Raw genomic sequence first — 24,483 nt, 5'->3', positions numbered from 1 at the left:
TCACAAAAATGTCTTTGCCAAAATCTTGACTGGATACAAAGCGAGCGCTATCTTGTGGCTGTTTTCTTATCTAGGCACAGTATGTTGTGTTAACACCGGATGTTGTGTTTTTGGAGTAGAGGTAAATGACATTTGTTATTCGGAGCCTTTTGCTTTTAGGCTCACTGGTTTGGTTAACGTATTCGGGCAAGCAGCTTATTGCGCTGGGTGTGATGAGTCAGCCTGAGCTCGCCATTGAGCATATCAATTTGACCAAACAGCTGGTCGTGGCAGCGATAATATTTAAATCGGCTTTAGGTTCTAAAAAGTCTGATAGCTACTAACGTTAAACAAAGCTAACTGAATCTAAGTAAGGCTAGCTAAATCTCAGTAAAGCAAAGGGACGCTATTGCGTCCCTTTGTTATTTTTAAGGTGCAGTAACCCTAAAATCTAGGTTTAGCTTGCCGCTTTCATGCTCGCTAATACGCGGTCAGCCGCTTCTAAGGTCAAGCGCATTTCTTCTTCGCCATGGGCCATAGACAGGAAACCGGCTTCATAAGCGCTAGGTGCCAAGTACACGCCTTCATCTAACATGCCGTGGTAGAAAATACGGAACTGCTCAATATTACATTGGGTCACTTGGTCGAAACGGGTGATCTCCGCTTGTTCTGTGAAGAAGAAACCGAACATGCCGCCAACATAGTTGATCGCCATTGGAATACCGTGCTTGTCAGCTGCCGCTTTAAAACCTTCTGCAATACGTTTAGTTTTCGCGCTTAACTTTTCGTATAGACCTTCTTCACACAGGGCTTCCATTTGCGCCAGACCAGCTGACATCGCAATTGGGTTACCAGATAACGTTCCCGCTTGGTAAACCGGACCCGTAGGCGCGATAAACTGCATCACATCTTTACGGCCACCGAAGGCACCCACTGGCATACCGCCACCAATCACTTTACCCAGCGTGGTCAAGTCTGGTGTAACGCCGTAGTAACCTTGAGCGCCGCTTTGTGATACGCGAAACCCTGTCATCACTTCGTCGATGATCATTAAGGCGCCGAACTCATCACACATATCACGCAGACCTTGAAGGAAACCTGGGATAGGTGGAATGCAGTTCATGTTGCCAGCAACGGGCTCGATGATGATGCAAGAAATGTCAGTTGGATACTGCTCGAACAGGGTTCTTACAGAATCTAAGTCGTTATACACAGCCGTTAAGGTGTGCTTGGCGAAATCTTCTGGAATACCGGGTGAGCTAGGTTGGCCTAAAGTTAGTGCGCCAGAACCTGCCTTAACTAACAGGCAATCCGCATGGCCGTGGTAACAACCTTCGAATTTTAAGATCTTGTCACGATTAGTAAAACCGCGTGCTAAACGAATGGCGCTCATCGTAGCTTCTGTACCAGAGCTCACCATACGTACTTGCTCAATAGAAGGCACCATAGAGATGACTTTCTCGGCCATTTGCACTTCAAGTTCTGTTGGTGCGCCAAAAGACAAGCCATTTTCCACTGCCGCTAATACCGCTGCACGGATTTTAGGGTGATTGTGGCCGAGGATCATCGGGCCCCAAGAACCGACATAGTCGATATAAGCTTTGCCATCGGCATCGTAAATATAAGCGCCGTTTGCTTTTTCAATAAACAGGGGCGAACCGCCTACACCATTAAATGCACGAACCGGAGAGTTAACGCCGCCGGGGATGGTTTTTTTAGCCTGTTCAAATAGCGCTTCGGAACGGGTCATGTTTAGTCCTTAAAGTCTGTAGCCAACTAGCGATCGGCTTTACGTGAATACCAATTAACCGGACACTCATATTTTTCGAGTTGATGATCAACGCCGAGTGTCAATGCAAACAAAGCCATGCGAATTAACAGCCCATTATCCGCCTGTCTGAAGATGGCGAGATTAGGGTGGCTGTTCAAATCATTATCTAACTCATTGGCTTGCGCGCGTGAATCCCTTGGAAGCGGATGCATAATGACAGTGTTAGATTTGCAATGCTGAGTGTAAATACTGCGATTTAAGCGGAACTTGCCGCGATACTTATTCGCTTCTTCCTGTGAAGGGAAGCGCTCTTCCTGAATGCGAGTGAGATACAGAATATCTGCTTTATCTAAATGGCCTTCAAGCTGGTCGGTTATTTTGATGCTATGGCCAGCATTTTCAATGTCGGAGATCACATAATCAGGCATCGCTAATTCAGCAGGTGAAATCAGTGTGAAACTGATGTTCTTATACATGCAGAGTAAGCGTGATAGTGAATGCACGGTACGGCCAAATTTTAAGTCGCCGACCATTGCTATGTGCATGCCATCGATACCGCGGCCGGCACATTTGAGTTCTTTTTGGATAGTGTATAAATCGAGTAGAGCTTGGGTTGGATGTTCGTTCGAACCATCGCCACCGTTGATCACTGGGACGCGGCTGCCTTCGGCAAACTCTTTCACTGAATAAGAGTCTGGATGGCGCATGGCAATCACATCGGAATAAGTGGATAACACGCGCGCCGTATCGTACAGGGATTCACCCTTAGATAAAGACGACGAAGCCATACCTGTGGTTTCACGCACATGGCCGCCAAGCAAGTTAAAGGCACAGCCAAAACTTACGCGGGTACGGGTACTGGGTTCGAAAAACAGGTTACCTAAAATGGCGCCATCGAGCACATTATTGCGCTTCTCTCGAAGTGCATAGGGCATCATACGGCTAGCGACATTAAAAATAGTTTGGATTGAGTCAAGATCTAACTGGTTTACGGAGAGGATATGGGATCCTTCGAACTGATTCATCAGCCTGTTTTCCAATTTGCTAGGGGGCATTTTAAGCTGCGGTATCGCGCTTATCTGCCCTGATGTTATGTAGGGTGGCTGAGGCGCGATTGTAGCAGAAGCACAGGGGCAACGAAATAGCCACATTGCCACTGTGTTAGATTTTTGCGATGAAGCCCAAAGCTTTTAATCTGCCGCCTTAGGTTTGGTATCAAGGTTTGGCATCGATATTAGGTTTTGCATCACTATCAGATTTTAAATTGATATCAGGTTTTAAATCGATGTTTTAAATTGACGTTAGGCTTGGCCTAAGCGAATTTCCTGTTGCAGGTTTGACCAACTGATCACCCCGACCACGTTATCGGGCGTATCTTGATAGATAAACACCTCACCGCTGCGCTTGGGTGACAAGAGTAAATAGGCTTCATTGAGCGTAGTGCTGTCGCTTAAGCCTTGCATGGGATGGCGCGATAGCGTGGTACTGTCATCGTAGGATTGCATTTCAAGGCTGAGCATTTCGATAACGCCATCGGCATTGCGAACCAGCACAGGTCGACCTTCTGCCCGTTTAAGCACTTCGAGTAACAATTCATCGTTGTTATTGACGATAACAAAGCGTTTATCCATCAAGGCTCGCACGCCTTTTTTCTGCAGCGCTAAATTTACTGGCGCAACTTTATAGCCTAGCCCCATGATTTCTAATTGTTTAAAGAAAATAGAGTTAGTCTTAAAACCTTGATAGGCAATCAAAAATGCCGGAATAGTCACAAACATCGCTGGCAGAATAATACTGGCATCATTGGTCATTTCTAGCAGGGCGACTAACGCCGCCAGCGGCGCGCTTAAACATACGCCCATCATGGCCGTCATGCCGATCACAGTGTAAAGCCCTACATATGGAGCGATCGACGGGAATAAGATGGCACTGATCAGCGCCAAAATCGCCCCGAGCAGCGCGCCGATGCCATAGAGTGGACCAATCAAACCACCTGGAATACCTAAGCCAATCGCCGCAATAGTGGCAATGATTTTGGCAAATAATAGGGCAATTAACAGCAACAGACTTGGATGTTGACTAATGGCTTCGCTAATGGCGAGATCGCCCGTGCCAAGGGCTTGCGGTAATACTAGACCGATTAGCGTGGTGACGCTGCCCGCCAATAATAGTCGGTAAATCAGTGGCCAATTTTGCCCCGTCGCGGTGACTTTTAAGAGTGAGTAATTAAACAGCGCCGCAGCGCAGCCTAATACCACGCCGCCGATAGCGAGAATAGGGTAGTGATCTAAGGGAATGTGGATCACTTGAATACGGTCAAATTCGTGCACATTACCAAACACTAATTGGCTTGAAACCGCGCCACAAATCGCGGAGAGCATAATCGGGAAGAAGTAATGGACTTTATATTCGCGGACAATCACTTCGAGAACAAAAATCACTGCCGCCAAGGGCGCGTTAAATGTCGCGGCAATCCCTGCGGCAATGCCACTGGCGCACATAATACGCACACTGTTATCGGGAAGATTGAATTTTTCGGCGAGAAAACTGGCACTGACAGCACCCAGATGAATAGCAGGGCCTTCGCGGCCGACGGAGAAATTGGTGCCGAGGGCGAATAATGCTTGAAAAAATTGCCCTACGGCAGATTGCAGCGGAATTTTACCGTAGTGCAGTTTAACTCTATGTAACACATAGGCTATTCCCATACGCTTATAACGTTTGGAGCCTAGCTTAGCCACAATCCAAATTAATATTGCGCCTAAAAGTGGTAACAGGGCTCGCCAGTCGGCAACGTTCCCCGTAAAATCCAGCGCCTGTATTTGGGTGTAATGATTGGCCCAAACGAGCAAGAGTCGAAACAGTAAGATCACGCAGGATGCGAAAATGGCAAACAGCAGTGCCAGTATGCACAGTTGTGCACTGATCCTCGCTTGGGATAAATGGTCACGTAGCTCATTGGTTAAATACTTTTTGGCTGTGACTATGGCATGTTGAATAGCGACTTTATTTATCGTTAATTGCACTGCATTGGCCTGAGTTGTATTGTATCGAACTCGTTCTTGAGTTGATTGTATTTTATATAAGGGGCTGTTACCTAATGCCAAATTATCATCGTTGGCTAGATCGGCTGCAAGTGATGGATCTCAAGTATCGTCCATCTTCAGTGTATTTATCGCTTTTAGTGTTAGTTTCTATTCTTTTTGGGGCTTGGATAAGTTTTCTGCTACTAAGCAGTGATGAGCCCGTGGTTAAACACATCAGCAGCAAAGCCCAACGCTTGAGTGCTGAATTAGAAACACAGACCCAATTACTAGCGACCCGAAATCTAGAGCTGTCCGTCGAGCGTGAGGCTAACGCCCAAATGCAAGATATGTTTGGCCAGCAGATGAAAAAGCAAAAAGAATTGGAACATGAGCTGGCGTTTTACCGTAGCATTATGACACCGGATGATAATGCCGAAGGTGTCGCCATCCACGGACTTGAAATGACGCCGGGCGTTTTAGCCGATGAGTACAATCTCAAACTGGTATTAACTCAGCTGCAAAAGCGCAAGCAAGCGATTCAAGGTCGAGTCGAATTGACATTAATTGGCGTGCAGGAGGGTAAATCCGTTAGCTTGAGTGTGAACAAACTCACGGGTTCTAAGTTGGAATTTGATTTTCGCTATTTTCAGGTCATAGATACCAAGGTCACTGTTCCTGCAGGCTTTAGTTTACAGCAAGTGAAAGTCAAAGTGCTTGTGCCTTCGAGCCGCTGGACCAAGAATTCGCAGACAGAACATGTCTATAGTGCCCCTGAGTTATTACAGGGTGAAAAAGAACCACGGGTAATACTTGAACAAAACAGTCAGGTAAAGGATAATTTGCCCCAGAAAACTGATGTAAGAGGTAGTAATGACTGATCAAGCTGATACAGCAATGCCAATCCAATTTACCGATGCGGCAGCCGCTAAGGTGAAAGGTTTGCTGGAAGAAGAGCAGAATCCTGCACTTAAGCTACGAGTCTATGTGACTGGTGGTGGTTGTTCTGGATTTCAGTACGGCTTTACCTTTGATGAAAAGGTCAATGACGGCGATTTTACGATAGAAAAACAAGGCGTCCTCTTAGTTGTCGATCCTATGAGCCTACAATATTTAGTCGGTGGTGAAGTGGATTACACTTCAGGACTCGAAGGTTCTCGCTTCTTTGTGAAAAACCCTAACGCAACCACAACTTGTGGCTGTGGTGCCAGTTTCTCTGTGTAAAGAGTTTCTCTATAAAGACTGCTCACTTAGCGCCTTTAAGGTGTGAAGTGAGAGCAAAAAAGCCGTCGCAATGACGGCTTTTTGTTGGGCAAAATTCAGTATGCTACGAACTTAACTCATGATGTTCAGGTTAAGCTTAGGTTTAAACCACGCCTTTACCTTTTTATCAAAAGCGACCCAGACTTGCAGTAATGACAAGATGATTAACGCGATAAAAATCACATAGTCAGGCAGTTTGCCCTGCCATTCACCTAAATGCACCGTCGTCGGGCCTACCACTAAATTGCCGGGATCGTACATGATCACTGGCAGCATGCTAATCAAGCCAAGCTGCACGACTGTGTAGCCACGCAGCATAATAAGCGCCGCCTTTTGTCGACCAATAATGGCAATCACCATTAAAAGTGTCAGTAGACAAAATAACACGCCTTGTTTAGCGACTAAGCCACTCACGGACGCAACAACATACACTAGCAGCAGGGCAATCAGTCGTTTGGGTAAACGTGAACTCACGGCCGCGTCAGCCTTAGGTGTCGGTATCGCCGATTCTTGCTCGCTCATAGACATTCTCGCTTAGCGATTGAGATTAATGGCTTTGCTTAGGCGCTAATCGTTGATCTAACTCATAAGGTGGGATAACCACACCTAAATCATCTAATACTGGGAACACGGCAACGAACAGGTCGTCATCTTCCATGCCTGGCACCCATCTTTCGTGAAATTCATCGAATGGGATCGCTAATGTTTGGCAATCGCTCCACTCATCCACAGCCCAAGATTCAGCCGCTTCTTCGGTTGGCCACATTGGAATGCAATCTTCTTCTTCAGTGGTCAGCATGACGCAACCGTCTTGGTCTTGTAATGTCCAAAGAACCTTATGTTCTTTGACTTGATCAACGAGGTAATCGTAACGGGCTTCTGGTGTCATTGCTGCTGTCTCAGCGAGGGTTTTAACAGTCTTGCTCATGAAAAATATCTCTTTTGCTTGAATAGGGCGAAGCCTGTTGTGTCTCTAATGTAAAAACCTAGGGCACAGCAAAATTCACCAGTTGGCTAAATGGTAACATTAGAGCGGGATTAGAAAAAGAACAACAGCGCCAAGAGGGCGCTGTTGTGTTAGATCTTCGATGTTTATTCTGCCGCGCGGAAGTAGCGATAGATAAAGCCTGCCAAAATGGCGCCGACAATCGGGGCTACCCAGAATAACCAGAGCTGCGATACCGCCCAGTCACCGACAAACAACGCAGGACCTGTACTGCGCGCAGGATTCACCGAAGTATTAGACACTGGAATACTTATTAGGTGGATCAAGGTTAAGCCTAGACCTATCGCAATCGGGGCAAACCCTTTGGGCGCGCGTTCATCGGTGGCACCTAAAATAATGATCAAAAAGAACAGTGTCATAACGATTTCGCAAATCATGACCGACAGCATGCTGTAGCCACCCGGTGAATGTTCACCAAAACCGTTAGAGGCAAATCCACCCGCAAGTGAAAATCCTTCCTGACCAGAAGCAATAAGATACAAGATACCCGCGCCAGCAATCCCGCCCGCGACTTGGGCTATGATATAGGGCAATAATTCTGCCGCTGGAAAACGTCCGCCAGCCCAAAGGCCGAATGACACCGCTGGGTTAAGGTGGCAACCTGAAATATGGCCAATCGCAAAGGCCATAGTGAGAACTGTTAAGCCAAATGCGAGCGCGACACCGAGTAAACCTATGCCCACCTCGGGAAATGCAGCGGCAAGTACCGCACTGCCACAGCCTCCAAGAACTAACCATAAGGTGCCAAGAAATTCCGCCGCCATTTTTTGTGACATATTCATTGATTGATTTCCTATTATGTTAAAGACACTTGTTTGTTAACGAGTGCGTCTTTATTCCTTATTTACCTGTCTATTGGCGGATTTTGTCTGAGTGAGCAAAATCGCGCGCGTGACATGAGTTCCCTTAACAGCAGTTTTTTGTCGAACGCTTGTGAGGCAATGACCAAGTGTTTGAGTTGTTTTAGAGCAATATTCAGCATCAGCTCCAATATAGTGAGATTTGATTAAGCTTCAGTGACGGAGTTGTTTACTCACACTCTGTTGCTACCACACTCTGTTGCTACCACTATCTGTCATTAATAATAGATGGCTTTAAATGGGTTGCTGATTTTCTTGATTAATTTAGGCAGGAAGAGGAGAAATCGATACGTTGAGGCGTAAATACAGCAAGAGCTTCATGTAGAAGCTCTTGGTTAGGTTATCACTTGATCTTTTGAGAAGGTAAATTACTTAGCGCTAAATCTTCCGCCGAGTACAGCTTCGCGGGAGGCGCCTGTGACAGCAGGGAGGTTGGCGGGTAAGCCTAAGTGGTTACGCATGGCGAGCCACGCGAAGGCGATGCCTTCGGCCCATTTAGGGTCGACGCCAAGGGCTGAGGTGGTATTTAAGGTATAACCTGGCAATAGGGCGGCAAGACGCTGCATCAGTTGGCCGTTGAGCGCGCCGCCACCACAGACGAACAATTCCCCTTCATTGGATAGTTTAATAATGTCTTGGGCTATGCTGTGGCAGGTTAAATCCAATAACGTCGATTGGATATCTTCTTCATCTAAATGATTAAAAGGCGATAATTGCTGTTCTAACCAAGCTTGGTTAAATAGCTCTCGCCCAGTGCTTTTAGGGTAAGCAAGGGAGAAATACGGGTGCGAAAGCAGTTGCGTTAACAGGTCTTGGTCGGTTTTGCCGGACGCAGCCCATGCACCATCTCTATCGAAGGGCTCACTTTTCACCTGCTGGATCCAAGCATCGATCAAGGTATTGCCAGGTCCCGTGTCGAAACCCAGTACTTGGTCACTGTTGCCTGGTAAATAAGTAATGTTGGCTATGCCGCCAATATTTAAAATGATGCGTTTTTTGCCGACTTCAGCAAAGGTTTGCTGGTGGAATGCTGGCACTAAGGGCGCACCTTGGCCACCTAGGGCAATATCTTTACGGCGAAAATCGGCAATCACATCAATACCGGTTTCGGTCGCAATTGTATTCGGGTCGCCAATTTGCAGGGTAAAGCCCACTTCAAGGTTTGGCATGTGGCGCACGGTTTGGCCGTGGCTACCAATGGCGATAACCTCTTCTTTGGCAATGGCGCATTTGGTCAGTAGATTATTCACTGCTAAAGCAAACAGTTCACCCACATTACGATCTAAACGGCCGAGGCGGTTAATTTCATCTGTGCTGGGTGAACAAAGGCGCTGTAGGCCTTTGAGCAAATGGCTCGGTATGGCTTCGGTATGGCTGGCGATAAGCTGTGGCTGCGCGCCAGAAAAGTCGACCAATACGGCATCGACACCGTCCATGCTGGTGCCTGACATAAGTCCAATATAATAAGCGTTTTTCATTGGGAGGAATCCGTCCGTCGTTATTGCATTGCCAATTGCGTTTGCTTGTTTTGCGAAAGTGTAGTCATCAATTGCTGGCTAAGTGCATCGAATTGATTTTTTTCTTTTCTCGCAATCGATTCGGCTTTAGGTAGCGTTATGGTTCTTGGGTTACGATGGACGCCATTGACGATAAATTCGTAATGCAAATGTGCACCCGTGACGCGCCCCGTTTTACCTAAAGTACCTATGATTTGCCCTTGCTTAACGCTGGCTCCTTTGCTGACGTTGCGCTTAGTGAGGTGAAGATATTTGGTGGTATAGGTATCGTTGTGTTTGATAAACACATAGTTACCGTTGAATTGATTGTAGCCCGCCTCTATGACGCGTCCGCTACCCGCCGCTTTAATGGGCGTGCCAATGGCGGCGACGTAGTCCACACCGCGATGGGCTTTGACTTGGCCTGTTACTGGGTGCAAACGTCTTGGATTGAAGTTTGAGCTGACATATTTAAAATCGACTGGCGAGCGCAAGAAGGCTTTACGCATGCTAGTGCCATTCTCGGAATAATAGTTACCGTCGGTATAGCGAATGGCAGTATAGCGCTCATCTTGGTTTACAAATTCTGCGGCTAAGATATTGCCGTTACGCAAAAATTCGCCATCGGCATATTCTTGCTCATAAATAATGGCAAAGCTGTCGCCTTCGCGTAAATCTAAGGCAAAGTCGATATCCCAGCCGAATACGGTCGATAACTGCATGATCTGGTTTGCTGTCATGCCTGCATCGACGGCAGCGTTCCAGAAGTTGCTCTTAATCTTAGCGCTGGTGAAATGGTTGCGGATTTCCACATCCTTCTCGGAGATTTTTTCTTGGTATTGATTTTGATTCTTGGTGATGATGAGCGTCGAAATTGCATTCACGCGATAACGCACTTCGGTCAAATCACCATTTATATCTTTCGAAATCACGATTTCTTCGCCCGGCATAATCTTAAGTAAGTTTTGCTTGGCTAAGGGGAGTTGGGTGATTTCATACACGTCTTTACTGGTTAACCCTGCGCGATCAAATACTGCGGCTAAGGTATCACCATTTTTCACGTTAAAATGCTCGACATCCCTGTGATGGGCACTCTCTAAGGATTCAGTGGCTGGATTATTAGCATCACCCGCGGCAAGCGCGTCGGTTGACGATAATGGCGTAGCATTTGTGGACGCATTGTCTGTTTGGCCCTCTAATAACTCAGGACGTTCAGGCGAGCGAAACGCTAAAGGCACATCATAACGGGTGTTGATTTGAGCTTGGTCATCTATGCTGGTGGTTTGTCTTGAAGCTTGCGCTTCTTCAGAAGGGAGTAGCATGGTTATCATAGTGATAACTGAAAGAATGCTGAGGAGAATTTGATGCTTTTTAGGCAACAATTTAAATAACGTTATAACCTTTCCCATTGACGCCGATACCGATAACCAGAGACTTAAATAATCCTGTTAGTGTACACACTTTCAATTGTGGTGGCTAACAAGTAACATAAGTCTCTTCATTTTATGATCATGGCCTTAGGAGTCCCTGCCGAGATGGCTGATTTAGACCAAGTATTAGCAGAAATTAGACGTGGTACCGATGAGATTTTACTCGAAGCGGATCTGCTGGAAAAACTCAAAGAAGGACGTCCACTCCGTATTAAGTTAGGCGCCGATCCTACCGCTCCGGACATCCATCTTGGACACACAGTAATCTTAAATAAACTAAGGTTATTCCAAGAGTTAGGTCATGAAGTCATTTTCTTGATCGGTGACTTTACCGGTATGGTGGGTGATCCAAGCGGAAAAAACAGTACGCGTCCACCGCTAACCCGTGAGCAAGTATTAGCGAACGCAGAAACCTATAAAGAACAGGTTTATAAGATACTTGATCCAGTTAAAACCCGTATCGAATTTAACTCAAGCTGGTTAGAGCCATTGGGGGCGGCGGGGATGATCCGCCTTGCTTCGAAGCAAACTGTGGCTCGTATGATGGAGCGCGATGACTTTAAGAAGCGTTATGCCTCGGGCCAATCTATTGCTATCCATGAGTTTATGTATCCTTTACTGCAAGGTTATGACTCAGTTGCGCTGCAGGCCGATGTTGAGCTGGGTGGTACAGATCAAAAGTTCAACCTGTTAATGGGCCGTGAACTGCAAAAAGCGGAAGGCCAAAAGCCACAAGCTGTGATCATGATGCCGCTGCTCGAAGGTTTAGACGGCGTGAAGAAAATGTCTAAGTCGGCACACAACTATATTGGCGTGAGCGAACCTGCCAACGAAATGTTTGGCAAGCTGATGTCAATTTCGGACGATTTAATGTGGCGCTACTTTGAGCTGCTATCATTCCGTCCACTGGCTGAAATTGAGCAGTTTAAGCAAGATGTGGCAAATGGGTCTAACCCACGCGACATTAAAATCGCCTTGGCGAAGGAAATCATCACACGTTTCCACGATGAAGCGTCTGCAGAAAGCGCACACCAAGCCTTTGTTGATCGCGCTAAGGGCATGATCCCTGACGATATCGACGCTGTCGAGTTAGTGGCGGGTGAAGGTCTGGCGATTGCTAATCTGTTGAAAGACGCTGATTTAGTGGCATCGACTTCAGAAGCCATGCGAATGATCAAGCAAGGCGCGGTGAAGATGGACGGCGAAAAGCTAGACGATAGCCGTATGACTTTGTCTGCTGGTACTGTTGCGGTATTCCAAGTCGGTAAACGTAAGTTTGCCAAAGTGACTTTGGTTTAAGCCATTGTCTGTTAAATGAAAAAAGTCGTTAATCGAACAAAAAGAGCGCCTTAGGGCGCTCTTTGTTTTTAAATCTGTTTCACCCCATAAGATTAAGGCGCTGTGTTGGCCTCGTGCTCGGCGATATTACATCTCTCGGTGCCAAAGTGTTGCCCATCGCTGCATTTCCACGCCAGTTGCGCCGAACTCACCTGCCATTGTTTAGCATTCTGCTTCAAGGAAATAATCAACAGCATTTGTGGATGTTGCTTGGAGAGCTCGCTCACCTGATAGGTCAAAATGCTGTCTTTATTGGTTTGGGTTCGCACTAAGGTAAATTTGTTGCCTGCGTATTGGCTGCTGATCTGACTTGGGTCTTCCGACCAGGGTTGATGTTGTGCCTGAGCGACGCGCAGCTGCTGATTAAAATGACTGACTGGCTGAACGGCGTAGGACACGATAATGGGCTGTAAGGCCTGTGCTTTGGGTGCCAGCATTAAGCCATTAAGGGCGAGTAGGACTATCAATCCAAAAAACTTCATACAAACCTCATTGAAACGAAACGACTCAGTCAACCTAGCTAAGGTGAAATACGTAGTGGTATTGACTCATTGTTAGTTTCGACCCGTTTTTAGGGATCAAGTTTCAAAGACGGGGAAATTTTGTGACTACTGCATCGCTAATTGATCAGACATGGTCTGGTAATCGATAAGATCCACATGCTCAGTCACCCTATGGTTGAGCATATCGAGTTTAAGGCTAGTGACGCCAGGAATAGCGATGTCGATGATTTTGCCAGGTTTGCCGAATTGCTCGCCCGGCCCTTTGAAGTGATAGTTACCTATCATTACTACCAAAGAGCCAGCGTTATACATATGTTCTATGTTGAAGTCGTACTCGAGTACGCCCTCATGGGCGCGCTCAAGAAAGTCGATGATAAAGCGACCGCCGGTGTATTTACGGTTAGCGGTTTTGTCGAAGAAGATACTGTCGCGGTTATAGAATTTTCGTAGTGTCTTATAGTCGTGTTCGGTTAGCGCATTCATATACTTTACGGCTAACAGCTGTTCTTGCGGCATTTCACCTGAGTTGGCTTGCGCCGCTGCAGGATTGAGGGCTGGAACAAAAATGAGGCACAAAATAAGACACAATATTCGCAAACTATTCCCTCTTGGTTTTGAGATCAAAGGCCGGTAACGACAGATGCCACTTGATGGCGCTTAAGCGGATTAACAGGGCACTGGCCATCGCCAGAAACAGCGCCATTTTTTCGCCCATACCGTAGGCTAAACTCACGGTATAGCCGATACCACCAATGATTGAAGCTGTGGCATAGACTTCTGTGCGTAAGACCATAGGAACTTGTCTGCACAGTAAGTCTCGAATAATGCCTCCTCCCACGCCTGTGATCAAGCCCATAACCACGGCAATCATGCCACTTAAGCCCATATTGAGGGCTTTTTCGGCACCAATCACAGTAAACAAGGCTAATCCAAAGGCATCGGCGACCGGCAAAATATATTCGGGCACCTTACGAGGTCGACGCACTAACAGCAAACAGGCGAGCACAGTTGCGAGGATCACTATGATGTAATTGGGATCGCGGATCCAAAACACAGGCGTCGCGCCAATCAAGGCATCCCGAATACTGCCACCGCCCACAGCGGTAACCGAGGCGAGCACGATTACACCAAAGGGGTCCATTCTATGGCGTCCAGCGGCGAGTGCGCCAGAAAGTGCAAATACAGCGGTACCCCATAAATCAAAAAAGTAGATCCACTGGCTCATTTACTCATCTCTTTGATATGGATATTTAATGCGTCCACAGAGATGCGGATTTCAATCACAGATAAAATCAGTGAATAGAGCAGTAATAGCAGGCTAGCGCCAAAAATCACTGAGCCAGTTTTATTAAAGCCGACATAGATGAAAATCATGCACAGTACGCACAGGGCAAAGCTAGATACGCCCGCTTCTTGCATACGACGAATAATGGAAATGCGTTGACTCAGGTTTTTGATTTGATCTTTATGAACGGGTTTCTCACCACTGCTTAAGCTCCGTATTAATGCCGCGAGGGCAAAAAAACGATTAGTATAAGCTAATAGTAACAATGAGATAGCAGGAAATAACAACGCAGGTGTTGTTAATGAAACATGCATGTTTTCGAGCAAGATAGTCAGCCTTTAACTTCACGTTGAGATAATGCGGCATCATATCACAGGCTTTGTAACCAACGTAAACTTGCCCATAACAAGGGCAGTATAATGATAAAGCTAAACCAGATAGCACAGGCACGTGAGGTCAGCTTGATTGCAGGCGTGATGTCATCACTGGTTGGCTGCGGACCATAACGTAGTTTGTCCACATTAATACGCACGCCAGCAAACTTCTGTGGTCCACCGAGTTCGATTCTCAAAATACTCGCCACCAGATTCACACTGAGAACATAACCTCGAATAGCGTGATGATTTTTAGGGGCTCTAAAAAGTTTTGTAAACGCCTTAGGCCCGCCTTGAATGGCGAGCGACAGGCTCCACAACCAAGCCGGAATCGCCAGCAAGATAATGGATACACCATTCACAGTGCTGCAAAAATGTTGATACTTAGGCTGAATGGGTGGCCAGCTCAATTCGAGTTGTTTGAGCATACGCACTGCCAGCACTAAAGGTGCTCCGGCGATAGCGAAAAAGAAAATGGTCGATGCTGTGCCGTAAATAGGCGCTGTGGCGAGTTTTTCTATGGTGGCTTTGGCTAGGCCGATTTCCGACAAACTATCGGTATCGCGCACTACCCAAGGCTGTAAAAGCTTTTTTGCGCTGGCATTGTCTCCACGTTTTAAGGCTTTAGCGATTTCATCGGCGACTTGGCTAAACCCTGCATCGGTTAAGCATAGATAAAGCACCAAAAATTCGAAAAACCATGGAAAGGCGGCCAGTTCGAGCAAAAAGGTGATAATGGCCCAAAACGGAAACAGTAACAGCATCATAGCTAAAAAGCCTGCAGTGGCTTGTTGGCTTGGAGAGCGTTCTGGACGATTTACCTTGGCGGCGAGTTGCTTCGCTAAATGGCCAAACCAAATAAGCGGTTGCATTTCCCGTGGCAATGGCGCTAACCGCGCCAATAACAAAGCAAAAAAAAGTACCAAAAAGCCTTCAAACAAAGCGCCATCTATCTCGACAAGTTGTTGATAAAAAGAGGTGTGCATTCGGTACTTTCCGCTTAAGAGATTATTTTACTGCGCTAGGATTCAGTTGCTCAAGTAGCAGCATCACCATCAACGCCGAGTGGTAACCCGCTTTGACAATATAAGAATCAAAATCCACTGGCGAGTCATTGTTGGCGTTATCCGATAAAGAGCGGATTACCACAAATGGCACACCAAACTGATGACAAACTTGAGCGATTGCAGCGCCTTCCATTTCGCAGGCGGCCATTGTTGGGAAGTTTTTGAGCATGGCTTGGGTGCGAACAGGATCGCAAATAAAGCTATCGCCAGTACAGATTAACCCTTCAATCGCTTTGACTTCGCCTAGTTGCGCAATGGCCTTGTTGGCGGCTTCAACTAAATGAGCGGCTGGGATAAACGCAGCGGGTTGCTGTGCCATTTGGCCAATTTCGTAGCCAAAGGCGGTGACATCCACATCGTGGTGACGTACTTCAGAAGAAATCACGATATCGCCAATGGCCAGCGTATCGACAAAACCACCGGCAGAACCTGTGTTGATCACGGCATCCGGCGCATATTTTTCGATGAGCAGTGTGGTTGCAATGCTTGCGGCCACTTTACCTATGCCAGAGCGAGTTACGACAACGTCTTTACCCGCGAGTGTGCCAGCAATAAATTCAATACCAGCAATAGTTTGCGATGTCGCATTTGTCATGGCGGCGATCAGGTGAGCGACTTCTGGCTCCATTGCGCCAATAATTCCAATTTTCATGGGAGACCTTTTTGATTCAACACTTAAGAGTGGGACACGAGAATGCTGGCTAATATACCACACAGTTTTGTGCTGTCGTTATGGTGAGATTGGGATTGCTTAATAATGACTGGGTAAAAAGCGGGAAGGGTTAACGAAAAAAGTGCACCCATTAAGAGGTGCACTTTTATCTATTTATTTCACCTGTCTATTTTACTTATCTATTTTCCATCAACCGATGGCGACAAGTCATAAACAAACGGCTGGACTTGTTTGACTAAGTCCAGCCATTGTAGTGCTTGTTAAATGACAGCGGTAAAACAGTTTTTTAGCGATAAAACTAACACATTGGCGTTTAAGCTTAGCGCTTAGTCCAAGTAATTAAGAATACCTTGGGCGGCATCGCGACCTTCGGCAATGGCTGTCACGACTAAATCAGAACCGCGCACCATATCACCACCGGCAAACACTTTCGGGTTGGTGGTTTGGAAAGGATTTTCGTCTAACTTACTCGCTTTAACACGGCCCCATTGATCGAGCTCGATACCATGCTCGGCAAACCAAGGTGCTGGGCTAGGTTGGAAACCAAAGGCAATAATAATCGCATCGGCTTCGAGCAACTGTTCGCTCCCCGCAATCGCTTCGGCGCGTTGACGCCCGCTTGCATCGGCCTTGCCCATGGCGGTTTCAACGCATTCAATGCCGATCACTTTGCCATCTTGGGTCTTAATCGCCACAGGTTGACGGTTAAACAGGAAGTTAACGCCTTCCTCCCGCGCATTTTGCACTTCGCGACGTGAGCCCGGCATGTTGGCCTCATCACGGCGGTAAGCACAGACTACGCTGCTGGCACCTTGTCTGACGGCTGTGCGCACGCAATCCATCGCGGTATCACCACCGCCTAATACCACGACACGTTTACCTTCAAGGTTCAGGTAGGGCGTTTGCGCATCTTGCGTGCCCATTAAATGATGGGTGTTACCAATCAAATAGGGCAGGGCTTGGTATACGCCTTGGGCATCTTCACCCTCAAGGCCGGCTTTCATCGCGGTATAGGTGCCCATACCAAGGAATACGGCATCGTATTCTTCGAGCAGTTTAGTAAATGGGATATCTTTACCGACAGTAACCCCGAGTTTGAACTCAATGCCCATGCCTTCTAATACACTACGACGGGTCGCCATGACGGCCTTGTCGAGTTTAAAAGACGGAATACCGTAGGTGAGTAGGCCACCAATTTGTGGATATTTATCAAAGACCACGGCTTTAACACCGTTGCGAGACAAAATATCCGCGCAGCCCAACCCTGCAGGACCTGCACCGACAATTGCCACTCGTTCAGGGCGTGGCGTGACCTTGCTCATATCGGGGCGCCAGCCTTGGGCGATCGCTGTGTCGGTGATGTATTTTTCGACATTACCGATAGTGACAGCGCCAAAGTCGTCGTTCAGAGTACAAGCGCCTTCGCAGAGTCTGTCCTGTGGGCAAACACGGCCGCAGATTTCGGGTAGCGTGTTGGTCTCATGCACTAAATCTGCCGCTTCCATGATGCGACCTTGCTCCGCTAGCTTGAGCCAGTTAGGAATATAATTGTGTAGCGGACATTTCCACTCACAATATGGATTGCCGCAATCTAAACAGCGGTCCGCTTGCTCAGCCACTTGAGGCTGAGCAAAAGGCTGATAAATCTCAATAAACTGAGTCGCACGTTTAGCCGCAGGGTGTTTGGTGGGGTCTTTGCGACCCACTTCAATAAATTGAAAATCGTTACTCATGCGCCATTACCCCGCTTTTACAACTAATTCTGGGCTCGATTTCTCTAACTTGAGCAGATCGGCCACGGCAATATTTTTAGGTTTTACTAATACGAAGCAATCTAACCAGTTACCAAAATCACTTAAAATCATCTTGGCATGTTCGCTGCCCGTTTCGGCCACGTGGGCTTCAATCAGACCTTTCAAATGTTGTTGATGAATAGGTGATTCAAGTTTTTGAGTATCGACAAGCTCAGTGTTCACACGGCGATTGAAACGGCCAAATTGATCGAACACATAGGCAAAGCCGCCTGTCATCCCCGCGCCGAAGTTCACCCCTGTTTTACCAAGGACAACCACAATACCGCTAGTCATGTATTCACAGCCGTTATCACCGAGTCCTTCGACCACAGCAATCGCCCCTGAGTTACGGACCGCAAAACGCTCGCCCGCTTGACCTGCGGCGAAGAACTTGCCGCCCGTCGCGCCGTAAAGGCAGGTGTTACCGACAATGGCGCTGCGCTCACTTTGGAACGGGCTGCCAATTGGCGGGTAGATGACGATTTGGCCGCCAGACATGCCTTTACCCACATAGTCGTTGGCATCGCCGCAGAGTTTTAACTCAAGGCCTGGGCTATTCCACACGCCAAAGCTTTGGCCGGCACTGCCGTTAAAGCTCAGTTTAACCGGCGCTTTGGTGCCTTTGACGCCGAGCGTGCTCGCGATATAGCCTGACAAGGTCGCGCCAACGGAGCGGTCGGTGTTGTTGATGCTGTAAGCGGCATCGAAACACTCGCCCTTATCGACGGCGCTTTGGCACTCGTTTAATAAATGTTGGTTAAGCAACCCTAAATCCGCTGGTGGATTGGTTTCTTGCCAAGTGCGTGACGAGGTTGCCGGCACTTTGGGTTGATACAAAATCGGTGACAGATCTAAACCTTGTTGCTTAGCGGTTTGGCCTTCGAGGGCATATAACCATTCACTGCGACCGACTAAGTCTTCAAACTTACTCACCCCTAAGGTCGCCATCCATTCACGTACTTCCTCGGCGACAAACTCAAAGTAAGTCATTACTCGCTCTGGCAGGCCATGGTAATGGTTGTCACGCAGGTTTTTATCTTGCGTTGCTACGCCAGTTGCGCAGTTGTTCAAGTGGCAAATACGCAGGTATTTACAACCTAGGGCGATCATAGGCACAGTGCCAAATCCAAAGCTTTCTGCGCCTAACAACGCGGCTTTAATCACATCTGTACCGGTTTTTAAGCCGCCATCGACTTGCAGGCGAATTTTATGGCGTAGACCGTTTTCTACGAGCGATTGATGCACTTCGGCTAAACCTAGCTCCCACGGACTCCCCGCGTACTTTACTGAGGTGATTGGGCTGGCGCCTGTGCCGCCGTCATACCCTGAAATCGTGATCATATCCGCATAGGCTTTCGCTACGCCGGTGGCGATCGTGCCCACGCCGGGTTCAGACACAAGTTTGACTGAAATCAGTGCTTTAGTGTTGATTTGCTTCAAGTCGAAAATCAGCTGGGCTAAATCTTCGATAGAGTAAATATCGTGGTGCGGCGGCGGTGAAATCAAGGTTACACCTGGGCGCGCATGACGCAGTCCTGCGATTTCAACGCTGACTTTATGGCCGGGTAACTGACCACCCTCACCGGGTTTTGCCCCTTGGGCGACTTTAATCTGCAACACATCGGCATTGACTAAGTAGTGCGCCGTAACGCCAAAGCGCGCCGAGGCAATCTGTTTAATCGCAGAGTTGCGTTCAGTATTAAAGCGGCGAGCATCCTCACCACCTTCACCTGAGTTCGAGCGGCCGCCTAAGCGGTTCATTGCAATAGCCAGCGCTTCATGGGCTTCGGGGCTCAAGGCACCGATACTCATGGCTGCGCTGTCAAAGCGTTGATACAAGCCCGCTGCGCCTTCGACGTTAGCGACATCAATTGATGTCTGCGCACCCTTGATACCGATTAAGTCACGTAGCGTGGCTATTGGACGATTGTCGACGAGATCGGCAAACTTTTTATAGGTCGCGAAATTTTTGTCAATCAATGACGCCTGCAAAGTGTTGACCACATCAGGGTTGAAGCAGTGATACTCACCCCCTTCAACGTATTTCAGCAGGCCACCTTGTGGCAATGGCACATGGGCGCGGTAGGCCGCTTTGTGCAGAATCGCTTGGTCTTGGGCTATTTCAGCAAAACTGACGCCTTCGATACGGCTGATAACGCCTTTAAAGCACAGTTCAATCACATCGCTGGCGATGCCGATGGCTTCAAACTGTTGGCTACAACGGTAGGAACCGACAGTGCTGATGCCCATTTTGGACATGATCTTACGCAAACCTTTTTCGATACCGTAACGGAAGTTCAGCATCAATGCTGTGGTGTCGGTTAACTGGTGACGTTTCGCCAGTTCAGAGATTGATTCATACACTAAGTACGGATAAATCGCGGTGGCACCAAAGCCAAGCAAGACGGCAAAGTGATGCGGATCTCGCGCCGATGCGGTTTCAACTATGATGTTGGTGTCGCAGCGCAGGCTCTTATTCACCAGCATTTGTTGCACAGAACCGACCGCCATGGCCGCAGGGATCACTTGCGCCGTTTTACCTATGGCTCTATCCGAAAGGATCAACAAAGTCGTGCCGCTGCGGGCTAAACGCTCGGCTTCGGCTGTGATGCGGCGAATGGCACTTTCTAATCCTTCCTGTGGCTCGTAATTCAAATCGACAATATTGGCGCGGTAGTAAGTGCTATCTAATCCCAGTAACTGGTTAAAATCACTGAATAATAAAATAGGTGAATTGAACATTACCCGGTAAGCATGCCCAGTCGTTTCATTGAAGAGGTTCTGCTCACGGCCAATACAAGTGGTCAACGACATAACGTGTTTTTCACGTAATGGGTCTATGGGTGGGTTAGTCACTTGAGCGAATTTTTGCCTAAAATAGTCATACAGTGAACGTGACTTTTTCGACAATACCGCCATAGGCGTATCGTCGCCCATAGAACCTGTGGCTTCTTCGCCTTGTTTTGCCAGTACCCAAATGACTTGCTCTAATTCTTCACGGGTATAGCCAAATTGTTTTTGGTATTGCAGCAAAAGCTCAGGGCTTAACTCGCTGGCACCATGTTGTTCAGAGGCTAAATCTTCCGCTGGCGTTAAAGTACGGCTGTTCTTCGCCATCCACTCTTTGTAAGGGTGGCGACGTTTCAAGTCGTTATCAATTTCAAAGGATTGGTACAGGCGGCCGTTCAAGGTATCGAGTACCAGCAGCTCACCAGGCCCAACTCGGCCTTTTTCAATCACTTCATCGGCGGCGTAATCCCAAATGCCGACTTCGGAGGCCAAGGTCAAAATACGATCTTTTGTGATCACATAACGCGATGGACGCAGACCATTACGGTCAACTGCGCAGGCGGCATGGCGACCGTTGGTCATCACAATACCTGCCGGACCATCCCAAGGCTCCATGTGCATGGAGTTAAAGTCGTAGAAGGCTTTTAACTCGTCATCCATTTCTGGATTACTTTGCCAAGCAGGCGGGATCAATAGACGCATGGCACGGTATAAGTCCATGCCACCGGATAACAGCATTTCCAGCATGTTATCTAAGGAAGAAGAATCTGAGCCTGTTTCATTCACAAAGGGAGCGGCCTGCTGCAAATCTGGCAGTAGTGGTGAATTAAACTTATAGGCACGGGCGCGGGCCCATTGACGGTTACCCGTAATCGTATTGATTTCGCCGTTATGGGCTAAATATCTAAACGGCTGAGCTAATGGCCATTTAGGAGAAGTATTCGTTGAGAAACGTTGATGGAATAGGCAGATAGAGCTTTTTAAGCGAATGTCCGCGAGATCGGGATAAAACGCGGGCAAGTCTACAGGCATCATCAAGCCTTTATAGACGATAACTTGGCCAGACAAACTCGCGACATAGAAGTCTTTGTCGTCGGTGATTTGCTGCTCTAAGCGGCGACGCGCCATATAAAGGCGGCGTTCCAAGTCTTTTTCGCGCCAGCCAATAGGGGCGTTGATCAGCACTTGGTAGATTTGTGGCAGGCTAGCTTTGCCGATTTCACCTAATACATCGGGATTGACCGGCACTTTGCGCCAGCCTGCAATACTTAAGGTTTCACGCTCGAGTTCGCGCTCAAGAATAAACTTAGCTTGGTCAGCCAGTTCATCATCTTGACTTAAAAACAGCATACCTACCGCAAATTTACGGCTCAAATGCCAATCATTTTCCGCGGCAATCGCTTCAAAAAATTGCACTGGCAATTGCATTAATAAGCCACAGCCGTCGCCAGTGCGACCGTCGGAGGCAATGCCACCGCGGTGCTTCATACGATCTAGACCATGGATTGCCGTGCGCACTATACGATGACTGGCTTCGCCATCCATCTGTGCTATCAACCCAAAACCACAATTGTCCCGCTCAAAACTGGGATGATATAAGCTCATACAAAAACCTCCCTAGACCTCAACTGATTACTACTCGGGGAGAAAATGTAAAGACTTTCTATAGATATGCACCCGAACCACCCAAATTAGCCTGAGATTCAATAAAGGTCAAACCAAAAATTTGCATAAAACATGGGTATTAATTCATGTTTTATACACAAATCACAATTGCTTTACGTTAACGTCAACAGCAAAAAGTGCTGTATAACATTATGAATAAAAAGAATTTTAAAAATGAGGAAACTGTGGATTTACCAAAATGTAACATTCGGGTGGGATTGTTTTTGATTTAGAAATAGTGATTTTTATTGCAAACACAGTAATTAAATAAAAAATTATAATTGTTGAATTATTATTCATCACCAGTGTGAGCAAGATCTCAGTGGTTAGTGTGTTAATTTGAGGATGCGCACATTTATGACAATAAGGGTATAAGTCAGGCGGGAATTTGATGTAGCGCCAAGAAACCACTCGCTACCTTGTTTACACTAAGCTTTTTCTTCTATTTGTTCACGTATTTTCTTTTCTATGTGTGATTTTATCTTGGTTATTCTTAATGAAGCGATATGAAATTTGGTGGGTGCTCTGATGGGGCTTGATGCATATGTGAACACCTTTGGTGCCGTTTGCAAGGCGCGATATGGTACGCGACTGCGAAAACTCACCATAGATGCCAAGTTTACTTGCCCCAACCGTGATGGCACCTTGGGGCGTGGAGGTTGTACTTTCTGCAATGTGGCCTCATTTAGCCACCAAACTGCTGATGTGTTGAGTATTACCGAGCAGCTCGAACAGGGTAAGAGTTGTTATCGTGAGGCGAAACCTCAGGTGCAAGCCGATAAATTTATAGCGTATTTCCAAGCTTATACGAGCACTTATGATGAGTATCAGGTGTTAATGGCTAAGTACGATGAAGCCGTTAAAGATGGCGAGATAGTGGGTCTGTGTGTAGGAACTCGTCCCGATTGTGTGCCAGATAATGTACTGGATTTACTGGCAAGTTATCAGGCAAACCGCGTTGATGTGTGGTTAGAACTTGGGTTGCAAACCGCTAAAGATGAAACGCTGCGCAAGATCAATCGTGGCCATGATTTCGCCTGTTATTGCGACACTGTGTCGAGGGCGAGAGCTCGCGGTCTTAAGGTGTGCACTCATCTTATTCTTGGCTTGCCCGATGAAATCCATAGCGATTATATGGCGACCTTAGCGGCGGTATTGCAGCAGGGCGTTGATGGCTTGAAGTTGCATCCTTTGCATATCGTCGAAGGTAGCACTATGGCCAAGGCGTGGCGAAGTGGGCGCTTACCTTTACTGAGTCTTGAAGATTATGCTCGCAGTGTTGGTGAGATGATCCGCCATACACCCGCGGAAGTGATTTTCCACCGCGTCACCGCTTATGCGAAAAAACCTATGCTATTAGCACCAGATTGGTGTGCCTATCGATGGGATGGATTGGTGGCAATTGTGGATAATTTACAGCTTTATGGTGGACAAGGGCACGTATTAGCGCAACGATAGAGGCAAGTTAGTGGGATACATTTCCTCCTTAAATGCTATGTCGTCGCTATTATTTTGTAAGGGTTTACTTACGACTATTAGTTTGTTTTTTGTTAATTTTAATCTGAATTTGACTATGGATATCGCTATAAGTTGCACAGACAATTTTAGCGGGTATCATGTGATAAATTCGTTTTAAGCATTGGACCACTTAAGGGAGGCCTCATGGCCACAGTTGAATTAGAAGTAATCCTAGATCTCAATACTCTCGAACAGTACTGTAGCGCCATTGGTGCCGGTACTTTACTTAAGAGTGTGGTGTTATTTGAGCAGTTAATGCCTGAATATGTAGGAAATCTAGTGAAGGCTAACGACGCTGCAGACAGAGATACCTTATGTTCAGAAGCGCATAAATTTAAAGGTGCCGCAGGTTCGGTAGGTTTAAAACGCATTCAGCAAATCGCCCAGTTATTACAGCACGGTGAAGAGCCAAGATGGGATGCTGAACACGGCGCTTGGGTTGCTGAGATCGTCGAACATGCGAGTGCGGATCTACAACAGTTAAAGTTGTTCCTCCAAGCTAAAGCATAAGATATTGATACGCTAAGGCGCAGCAATAACGTCTGTTGTTGCGCCCAATTGAGTGAATGATTGCGTCAGATTGTTGCGTTAGATATTGCGTTAGTTTACGGCTGAGTTTGTTGCCTTCTACGTTTCCCCGCGAGTGCTT

Annotated in this window: 22 protein-coding genes; 6 read left to right on the top strand and 16 right to left on the bottom strand. The window is 47.2% G+C overall.

The genetic code is table 11. The annotated features are described in order from the left end of the window. The first annotated feature begins 125 nt into the window (after positions 1-125). On the top strand, positions 126-323 hold the full coding sequence (locus Q4Q50_RS10225; protein ID WP_311899214.1) for a hypothetical protein: 198 nt from the start codon (positions 126-128) through the stop codon (positions 321-323). 113 nt (positions 324-436) lie between these two features. On the opposite strand, the gene hemL is transcribed toward Q4Q50_RS10225, so the two are convergent. The 3 genes from hemL to Q4Q50_RS10210 form a co-directional block, all read right to left on the bottom strand. Then, positions 437-1,729 carry a glutamate-1-semialdehyde 2,1-aminomutase gene (hemL, locus tag Q4Q50_RS10220; protein ID WP_311899213.1) on the bottom strand — a complete coding sequence of 431 codons (1,293 nt, stop codon included), beginning with the start codon at positions 1,727-1,729 and terminating at the stop codon, positions 437-439. A 26-nt stretch (positions 1,730-1,755) separates the two neighbouring features. Beyond that, complete coding sequence (locus Q4Q50_RS10215; RefSeq protein WP_006080739.1) at positions 1,756-2,775, bottom strand: aspartate carbamoyltransferase; 1,020 nt, start codon at positions 2,773-2,775, stop codon at positions 1,756-1,758. A 276-nt stretch (positions 2,776-3,051) separates the two neighbouring features. Further along, on the bottom strand, positions 3,052-4,776 hold the full coding sequence (locus Q4Q50_RS10210; RefSeq protein ID WP_006080740.1) for a chloride channel protein: 1,725 nt from the start codon (positions 4,774-4,776) through the stop codon (positions 3,052-3,054). A 74-nt stretch (positions 4,777-4,850) separates the two neighbouring features. Here Q4Q50_RS10210 and Q4Q50_RS10205 point away from each other — a divergent pair, with 74 nt between their 5' ends. Both Q4Q50_RS10205 and erpA read left to right on the top strand, forming a co-directional pair. Beyond that, positions 4,851-5,654 (top strand): DUF6776 family protein, encoded by an 804-nt coding sequence (locus Q4Q50_RS10205; protein ID WP_011846148.1) that lies wholly within the window; start codon positions 4,851-4,853, stop codon positions 5,652-5,654. Beyond that, entirely contained in the window at positions 5,647-5,997 is a 351-nt protein-coding gene (erpA, locus tag Q4Q50_RS10200; protein WP_006080742.1) for an iron-sulfur cluster insertion protein ErpA, read from the top strand. Before Q4Q50_RS10205 ends, erpA begins: the two co-directional genes overlap by 8 nt. 111 nt (positions 5,998-6,108) lie before the next feature. Here the strand turns inward: erpA and Q4Q50_RS10195 are convergent, their stop codons facing one another. The 5 genes from Q4Q50_RS10195 to Q4Q50_RS10175 all read right to left on the bottom strand — a co-directional run bounded on the left by Q4Q50_RS10195 (position 6,109) and on the right by Q4Q50_RS10175 (position 10,807). Further along, complete coding sequence (locus tag Q4Q50_RS10195; protein WP_006080743.1) at positions 6,109-6,558, bottom strand: hypothetical protein; 450 nt, start codon at positions 6,556-6,558, stop codon at positions 6,109-6,111. A 25-nt stretch (positions 6,559-6,583) separates the two neighbouring features. After that, positions 6,584-6,964, bottom strand: coding sequence for a DUF2750 domain-containing protein (locus tag Q4Q50_RS10190; protein WP_106649827.1), 381 nt, complete (start codon positions 6,962-6,964; stop codon positions 6,584-6,586). 164 nt (positions 6,965-7,128) lie between these two features. Continuing rightward, positions 7,129-7,824 carry an aquaporin Z gene (gene aqpZ / locus Q4Q50_RS10185; protein WP_311899212.1) on the bottom strand — a complete coding sequence of 232 codons (696 nt, stop codon included), beginning with the start codon at positions 7,822-7,824 and terminating at the stop codon, positions 7,129-7,131. Positions 7,825-8,270: 446 nt separating this feature from the next. Then, a complete protein-coding gene (locus Q4Q50_RS10180; RefSeq protein WP_311899211.1) occupies positions 8,271-9,380 on the bottom strand; it encodes an anhydro-N-acetylmuramic acid kinase in 1,110 nt (369 codons plus the stop codon). Positions 9,381-9,400: 20 nt separating this feature from the next. Next, a complete protein-coding gene (locus Q4Q50_RS10175) occupies positions 9,401-10,807 on the bottom strand; it encodes a peptidoglycan DD-metalloendopeptidase family protein (RefSeq protein WP_311899210.1) in 1,407 nt (468 codons plus the stop codon). A gap of 126 nt (positions 10,808-10,933) precedes the next feature. On the opposite strand from Q4Q50_RS10175, the gene tyrS reads away from it, so the two are divergent. Next, positions 10,934-12,127 (top strand): tyrosine--tRNA ligase, encoded by a 1,194-nt coding sequence (gene tyrS, locus Q4Q50_RS10170; protein WP_107402375.1) that lies wholly within the window; start codon positions 10,934-10,936, stop codon positions 12,125-12,127. Between the two features lie 92 nt (positions 12,128-12,219). Here the strand turns inward: tyrS and Q4Q50_RS10165 are convergent, their stop codons facing one another. The 8 genes from Q4Q50_RS10165 to gltB form a co-directional block, all read right to left on the bottom strand. Then, entirely contained in the window at positions 12,220-12,648 is a 429-nt protein-coding gene (locus tag Q4Q50_RS10165) for a hypothetical protein (protein ID WP_311899209.1), read from the bottom strand. Positions 12,649-12,774: 126 nt separating this feature from the next. Then, entirely contained in the window at positions 12,775-13,266 is a 492-nt protein-coding gene (locus tag Q4Q50_RS10160; RefSeq protein ID WP_012088589.1) for a nuclear transport factor 2 family protein, read from the bottom strand. A 1-nt stretch (position 13,267) separates the two neighbouring features. After that, positions 13,268-13,894: a trimeric intracellular cation channel family protein gene (locus tag Q4Q50_RS10155; RefSeq protein WP_259582912.1), complete on the bottom strand. Its 627-nt coding sequence runs from the start codon at positions 13,892-13,894 to the stop codon at positions 13,268-13,270. Continuing rightward, entirely contained in the window at positions 13,891-14,268 is a 378-nt protein-coding gene (locus Q4Q50_RS10150; RefSeq protein WP_126493519.1) for a DUF2721 domain-containing protein, read from the bottom strand. Before Q4Q50_RS10150 ends, Q4Q50_RS10155 begins: the two co-directional genes overlap by 4 nt. 56 nt (positions 14,269-14,324) lie before the next feature. Next, the gene (locus Q4Q50_RS10145) at positions 14,325-15,314 is read right to left on the bottom strand and encodes a cobalamin biosynthesis protein CobD/CbiB (RefSeq protein WP_311899208.1); all 990 of its coding nucleotides are present in this window, start codon (positions 15,312-15,314) and stop codon (positions 14,325-14,327) included. A gap of 22 nt (positions 15,315-15,336) precedes the next feature. After that, the gene (locus tag Q4Q50_RS10140) at positions 15,337-16,047 is read right to left on the bottom strand and encodes a 5'-methylthioadenosine/adenosylhomocysteine nucleosidase (protein ID WP_006085054.1); all 711 of its coding nucleotides are present in this window, start codon (positions 16,045-16,047) and stop codon (positions 15,337-15,339) included. A 347-nt stretch (positions 16,048-16,394) separates the two neighbouring features. Next, a complete protein-coding gene (locus Q4Q50_RS10135; protein WP_311899207.1) occupies positions 16,395-17,801 on the bottom strand; it encodes a glutamate synthase small subunit GltD family protein in 1,407 nt (468 codons plus the stop codon). A gap of 6 nt (positions 17,802-17,807) precedes the next feature. Then, a complete protein-coding gene (gene gltB / locus Q4Q50_RS10130) occupies positions 17,808-22,256 on the bottom strand; it encodes a glutamate synthase large subunit (RefSeq protein WP_311899206.1) in 4,449 nt (1,482 codons plus the stop codon). 588 nt (positions 22,257-22,844) lie between these two features. Between gltB and mnmL the strand changes: the two genes are divergently transcribed. Beyond that, the gene (mnmL, locus tag Q4Q50_RS10125; protein ID WP_311899205.1) at positions 22,845-23,774 is read left to right on the top strand and encodes a tRNA modification radical SAM protein MnmL/YtqA; all 930 of its coding nucleotides are present in this window, start codon (positions 22,845-22,847) and stop codon (positions 23,772-23,774) included. Between the two features lie 204 nt (positions 23,775-23,978). Then, positions 23,979-24,344: an Hpt domain-containing protein gene (locus Q4Q50_RS10120; RefSeq protein WP_006080758.1), complete on the top strand. Its 366-nt coding sequence runs from the start codon at positions 23,979-23,981 to the stop codon at positions 24,342-24,344. Positions 24,345-24,483 lie beyond the last annotated feature (139 nt).

It is taken from the genome of Shewanella scandinavica, from assembly GCF_031932065.1.
GTDB classification, from domain to species: Bacteria; Pseudomonadota; Gammaproteobacteria; order Enterobacterales; family Shewanellaceae; genus Shewanella; species Shewanella baltica.
Note: the sequence above shows the minus strand (reverse complement) of the source record. Positions and strands in the feature narration are given on the sequence as shown.

Bases quoted from the DNA above. Each gene is read 5' to 3' on its own strand.
- Q4Q50_RS10190 (WP_106649827.1), bottom strand. From the start codon at position 6,964: ATGAGCAAGACTGTTAAAACCCTCGCTGAGACAGCAGCAATGACACCA.
- Q4Q50_RS10175 (WP_311899210.1), bottom strand. From the start codon at position 10,807: ATGGGAAAGGTTATAACGTTATTTAAATTGTTGCCTAAAAAGCATCAA.
- Q4Q50_RS10180 (WP_311899211.1), bottom strand. From the start codon at position 9,380: ATGAAAAACGCTTATTATATTGGACTTATGTCAGGCACCAGCATGGAC.
- mnmL (WP_311899205.1), top strand. From the start codon at position 22,845: ATGGGGCTTGATGCATATGTGAACACCTTTGGTGCCGTTTGCAAGGCG.
- Q4Q50_RS10120 (WP_006080758.1), top strand. From the start codon at position 23,979: ATGGCCACAGTTGAATTAGAAGTAATCCTAGATCTCAATACTCTCGAA.
- Q4Q50_RS10215 (WP_006080739.1), bottom strand. From the start codon at position 2,775: ATGAATCAGTTCGAAGGATCCCATATCCTCTCCGTAAACCAGTTAGAT.
- Q4Q50_RS10145 (WP_311899208.1), bottom strand. From the start codon at position 15,314: ATGCACACCTCTTTTTATCAACAACTTGTCGAGATAGATGGCGCTTTG.
- Q4Q50_RS10140 (WP_006085054.1), bottom strand. From the start codon at position 16,047: ATGAAAATTGGAATTATTGGCGCAATGGAGCCAGAAGTCGCTCACCTG.
- Q4Q50_RS10135 (WP_311899207.1), bottom strand. From the start codon at position 17,801: ATGAGTAACGATTTTCAATTTATTGAAGTGGGTCGCAAAGACCCCACC.
- gltB (WP_311899206.1), bottom strand. From the start codon at position 22,256: ATGAGCTTATATCATCCCAGTTTTGAGCGGGACAATTGTGGTTTTGGG.
- Q4Q50_RS10165 (WP_311899209.1), bottom strand. From the start codon at position 12,648: ATGAAGTTTTTTGGATTGATAGTCCTACTCGCCCTTAATGGCTTAATG.
- Q4Q50_RS10150 (WP_126493519.1), bottom strand. From the start codon at position 14,268: ATGCATGTTTCATTAACAACACCTGCGTTGTTATTTCCTGCTATCTCA.
- hemL (WP_311899213.1), bottom strand. From the start codon at position 1,729: ATGACCCGTTCCGAAGCGCTATTTGAACAGGCTAAAAAAACCATCCCC.
- erpA (WP_006080742.1), top strand. From the start codon at position 5,647: ATGACTGATCAAGCTGATACAGCAATGCCAATCCAATTTACCGATGCG.
- Q4Q50_RS10205 (WP_011846148.1), top strand. From the start codon at position 4,851: ATGCCAAATTATCATCGTTGGCTAGATCGGCTGCAAGTGATGGATCTC.
- Q4Q50_RS10225 (WP_311899214.1), top strand. From the start codon at position 126: ATGACATTTGTTATTCGGAGCCTTTTGCTTTTAGGCTCACTGGTTTGG.
- aqpZ (WP_311899212.1), bottom strand. From the start codon at position 7,824: ATGAATATGTCACAAAAAATGGCGGCGGAATTTCTTGGCACCTTATGG.
- Q4Q50_RS10195 (WP_006080743.1), bottom strand. From the start codon at position 6,558: ATGAGCGAGCAAGAATCGGCGATACCGACACCTAAGGCTGACGCGGCC.
- tyrS (WP_107402375.1), top strand. From the start codon at position 10,934: ATGGCTGATTTAGACCAAGTATTAGCAGAAATTAGACGTGGTACCGAT.
- Q4Q50_RS10155 (WP_259582912.1), bottom strand. From the start codon at position 13,894: ATGAGCCAGTGGATCTACTTTTTTGATTTATGGGGTACCGCTGTATTT.